Genomic DNA, 2,627 nt, shown 5'->3' on the forward strand with positions numbered 1-2,627 from the left:
TCCTTCGCAGTTCCCCACAAACCCCCTGCCTTTTCACCCAAAGCTTCCAGCTTCTTACCCGGCAAACTCTTCACCGCATTCCACTTATTGTGCAAGCTGGTCATTTTCTTGTTAGCCCACTCGTCTGCAGCCGCTAACTTCTTAACCAGCTTGTTATTGGTAAGCTTGTCCTTCTGATCTAAAATCCCCTGCTTCAGTGCTTCCTTCTTACCTTCAACATACTTCTTGCCAGCTTCCTTCTTATCGTTAATCCACTGGTGTGCCGCTTCCTTCTTCTGACGAGCCGACTCGTGGATGCCTACTGCCTTCTTGCCAAACTTGGTATCCTTGAACTTGTTGCCGAAGCCTTTGGCGTGCTTGGTTGCTTTACCAATCACCCAATCGATCGCCTTATCAATCGGCCCTCTTACCCTCTTAATAATGTTTTGAATCTTGTCGGTAATGCCGCCCAAGCCCAACAAACTCGCCATAAAGCCGATCATCACGGGTAGCGCCTTAGACATGGCATTCTCTATAGCCTTCGCCGCCCCACCAACTGCACCGTTAGCAATAGCCGTCACCGACTCAATCACCGCATTCACTAACTCGACAATCTGACTTCCCCGTTGAATAAAGAACGTGATGATGTCAATAATTGCCTTGCACGCCCTGACGAACGCACTAGCCGGATTCAACAAGCTGAGAATCCACATTATCCCCTGCTTAATCACCGTCTCGATGACGAAACTCTTGATGGTGTCAATCACCATCGACTTCAGGTCGCCAATCTTATCCTGTATAAACTGCCACAGACCCCCCACTCCTTCATTCTTCAAGATTACAAACATCTCGAAGTTAGATTCTAAAGCGCTGACGGACTCCTCTCCGTTCTTGCCGATCGCCTTAACGGCTCGCGGTCTGATAGCCTGATAAGTGGTTCCCAGTACCTGCGTCACCAGGCTAAAGATGCCCTTCATGTCAAAACTCTCCGGCATCTCAACCCCTGTTGAAGCCAGTGTGCCCGTCAGCCAGCCCACCATCCCCTTCTGGAGATGCTGTTCGCTATTCGCCTGAAAGTTCTGGAAGCCTTGCTTCAGACCCCCCACCAGATTGCCCAGGAAAGCAATTGGATCGAGGATAATCTTGTCAACTGCACCCCCTGCTTTTGCCAACACGCCCATCAGCATGTTCTTCATTTCCAGGATGATTTTGATTGCCCCACCCATCGCGTCCATCGCCTTGTTCATGAGGCCGCGATTTTGGGCCTTCATTTCATTAATCTGGGTATCCAGCGCTTGCAGATTCTCGTTGTACTTCTGCGCTAGGTTGTCAATCAACTCATTTTGCTTGTTATCGACGCTTTGCTCTAACTCATCAAACTTACTTTGAATATTCTGTGCCGCTTCTTGCCCGACTTGCCGCAGAGATGGGTCTAAAGAAGCAACGTATTTCTGGATTTCCTGCCTACCCTTGGCAATCTCGGCTTTCGCGGAATTCAGCTTAGTTGCTACATTGTTGGCAATTTTGTCGATGGTTTGGCTCATGCTGGCGAGGAACTGACTCTTGCCTTCCTGATAGAAGGCGTTTACCTCGCTAGGCATACCGAACAGTTTGTCCTTTACCCATTTGCCTTTGCCTACTAAGCCACTGTAGCGCTCGTCTTTGTAGCGCTTCATCCGTTGGTCAACATAATTCTCAAACTGCGTCAAGGCAGCAGCAGCACCGGAGTCAAACTGTTGATTGACTTCTCCATCGAGTTGACTGAGCGCCGTTTCGACTTTCTGTTTAGTATTGTTGTAAATTCCTTGAATGTGGTTAGCGACCTGGGAGCGTTTTTGCTCGTCTTGCCCTTTGGTATCTGTCTGAAGTCCGACTACCTGGGTTAACAGTTGCTCCCTCTCGCCGTGCATTCCCTGCAATTGAGTTTGCGCTGTCGTCTGCGCTTGAGCTTGCGCCTGGGTAACTATCCCTTGCTCTTGCTGGCGGTAGGCGTTTGGTGCTGTATTGGCGTGAGTTTGGGCTGTTTTCTTGGATTGTAATGCCGACTGGAATTGCGGTTCGTTCGCCTTCGCCAGTTGGTTATCGGTAATCTTGGCATCTGCCATCTGCTTGTCGATAGATTTACGAACGGCTTGCAGGGAAACTTCAGATTGCGACTTAGGCTTAGGCGCGGCTTTATCCGCACCGATATCAGACGGTGCTTTACCTGCTTGTTTCGGTGGTAGTGCGGTGACGGATTTGGGCACAATGCCGCTAGTATCGGGTTGTTCCTTGGCTTTTTCTTCGATGGGGTTAGCTGCTTGCTTCTTCTCCTCTCCAACTTGGGAGGACAAGTCGCCCTTCACCGAGTCGAGTTTATTTTGGTCTTTGAATTTGTCGGCTTCTTCGAGAGTTTGGGGGGTAGCAGCAGAGATTTTTTCCATCAGCGCTGCTTTGAAAGCACCAGCATTGAATTGTCCTGGCTGCTGCTGGTTCATTTCCTGAACCTGCTTGTCCTGGGCTTTGCTTTCTACCTCGTTGGCTGGAGATACTGCTGCTGCTTGCGCTTCGGCTGATTTTTTCCCGGCTGGGGGATGGTTTTTTTCCTGGGCGGCGACACTCTTGGTGCTATTTACTACTGCCTTGAAGCCAGGGTCATTTTGAGCTGA

General features: G+C 49.9%; 1 protein-coding gene. It reads right to left on the minus strand.

The window, feature by feature from the left end:
* On the minus strand, window positions 1-2,627 hold a 2,627-nt coding region (locus tag QUB56_RS36685), incomplete at both ends, for a phage tail protein (RefSeq protein WP_445243451.1).

Origin of the sequence: Microcoleus sp. AR_TQ3_B6 (genome assembly GCF_036702785.1) — a bacterium.
Classification (GTDB): Bacteria; Cyanobacteriota; Cyanobacteriia; order Cyanobacteriales; family Microcoleaceae; genus Microcoleus.